Genomic DNA, 2,338 nt, shown 5'->3' on the forward strand with positions numbered 1-2,338 from the left:
CCCTGTGGTGGCTGGTGCCGGTGGCCTTCACCGCGCTCGGCCTGGTGCTGCACGGCCGCCGCCCGGCCGGAGCCGCCGGCTACGGCGCCGTGTTCGGCCTCACGTTCAACCTGCTGCACCTGCTGTGGATCGACGACTTCCTCGGCGCCGAGTTCGGCCCCGCACCGTGGCTGGCGCTGTCCGGCGTACTGGCCGCCTACATCGCCGCCGCATGCGCACTGATGCCGTGGGTGGCGCGCCTGCCCGCCGCCCCGGTGTGGATGGCGGCGGTCTTCCTGCTCCAGGAGACCGCCCGCGCCCACTGGCCCGCCAACGGCTTCCCGTGGGGCCGCGTCGGCTTCAGCCAACCCGACGGCGCCTACCTGTCCCTGGCCTCCGTCGGCGGCGCGCCCCTGGTCGGCTTCGCCGTGCTCACCACCGGCTTCGGCCTCGCCCAGCTCATCGTCCGCGTGCGCCGCACCGGCCTGACCGCCCCCTCGGCACGCTGGATCGCCCCGCCCTGGCCGCGACACTGCCCGTCGCCACCGGCCTGGCCGTGTGGCCCAGCGTCGGCACCGACGCCCAGACCGGCACCCGCACCGTCGCGCTGGTGCAGGGCAACGCCCCCGACGCCGGGATCGGGCTGCTCGGGGCGCGCGAGACCATCCGCGCCAATCACCTCGCCGAAACCGCCGAACTGGCCGACCGCGTCCGCTCCGGCGAACTACCCCGGCCCGACCTGCTCGTCTGGCCCGAAACCGCCACCGACACCGACGGCGACGACCCCCGCCTGGACGCCGCCGTCGACTCGCTCGGCGTGCCCGCCCTCATCGGCGCCCTCTACCGGCCCGACGGCAGCGACCTCACCGAGAACGCCACCCTGCACTGGGAACCCGGCAGGGGACCGGTGGCCCACTACACCAAACGCGAACTCGTGCCCTTCGCCGAGTACGTGCCGATGCGCGCCATCGCCCGCTGGTTCACCCCGTTCGTCGACAACACCCGAGACATGCGCTGGGGCAGCCGGCCCGTCGTCTTCGACATCGCCGACACCCGCGTCGGCACCGTCATCTGCTACGAGATCGCCTACGACCACATCGCCCGCGACCTGACCACCTCCGGCGCCGAACTCCTGGTCACCCCCACCAACAACGCGTGGTTCGGCCGCGGCGAGATGAGCCACCAGCAACTGGCCATGTCCCGCGTGCGCGCCGTCGAACACGGCCGCGCCGTCGTGGTCGCGGCCACCAGCGGGATCAGCGCCGTGGTCGACCCCGACGGCACCGTGCGCCGCTCCACCGGCCTCTACACCGACACCGCACTGGTGGCCGACGTGCCCCTGCGGCAGGAGACTACGCTGTCGGATCGACTCGGCGCGTGGACCGAGTACGCGCTGGTCGCGGTCGCGTTCGCCGCCGTGGCGGCCGGCGCCGTGCTCGGGATGCGCACGCGCCGGGGGAGCAGGCCGACCAACGCGACAGCAGAAGGGGAGCAGCATGGCGGAGGGGACACGGCACAGGGGCACCACCGACCCGGTGCTGGTGATCATCCCGACCTATAACGAACGGGACAACCTCACGCCGCTGCTGAAGCGGTTGCACACCGCACTGCCCGAGGCCCACGCCCTCGTCGTCGACGACGGCAGCCCCGACGGCACCGGCGAGGTCGCCGACAAACTCGCAGGCGACGACGACCGCGTGCACGTGCTGCACCGCACCGACAAAGCCGGGCTCGGCGCCGCCTACATCGCCGGATTCCGCTGGGCCCTCGACCGCGGCTACGCCACGCTCGTCGAAATGGACGCCGACGGCTCCCACGCCCCCGAGGATCTGCCCCGGCTACTCGACGCGCTCACCGACGCCGATCTGGTCATCGGCTCCCGCTACGTGCCCGGAGGGGCCCTGGTCAACTGGCCCCGCAAACGCCAGGCCCTGTCCCGCCTGGCCAACCTCTACTCCCGCCTCGCCCTGGGCGTGCGGGTGCACGACATCACCGCGGGCTTCCGCGCCTACCGCCACCGTGTCCTCGACACGCTCGCCCTCGACGAGATCGCTTCGCAGGGCTACTGCTTCCAGATCGATCTGACCTGGCGCACCGCCGAAGCCGGCTTCCGCGTGCTGGAGGTACCCATCACCTTCACCGAACGCGAACTGGGGGAGTCGAAGATGAACGGCGCCATCATCGGCGAAGCCCTGATCAAGGTCGCCCAATGGGCCTGCACGCGCCGCCGCGCCCAGCTACGCCGCAACCCCACCGTGCGCCGCCTGCTCCGCCGCTGACCCACCACACCTCTGCCAGCGGAGCGGACGGTCCGCTCGCGCCATGCCTCGTCGGCGGTGCCTCGCGCGGGCGGGAGCAC

1 protein-coding gene and 1 pseudogene are annotated in these 2,338 nt (G+C 72.9%); both read left to right on the forward strand.

Annotated features, from left to right (window positions below; translation table 11 throughout):
* Window positions 1–2: 2 nt before the first annotated feature.
* Window positions 3–1,540, forward strand: a pseudogene (gene lnt / locus SACSA_RS0118425) (apolipoprotein N-acyltransferase).
* Entirely contained in the window at window positions 1,476–2,258 is a 783-nt protein-coding gene (locus SACSA_RS0118430) for a polyprenol monophosphomannose synthase (RefSeq protein WP_028662022.1), read from the forward strand. Before lnt ends, SACSA_RS0118430 begins: the two are co-directional and overlap by 65 nt.
* Window positions 2,259–2,338: the final 80 nt, after the last annotated feature.

Source organism: Saccharomonospora saliphila YIM 90502, from assembly GCF_000383795.1.
GTDB classification, from domain to species: Bacteria; Actinomycetota; Actinomycetes; order Mycobacteriales; family Pseudonocardiaceae; genus Saccharomonospora; species Saccharomonospora saliphila.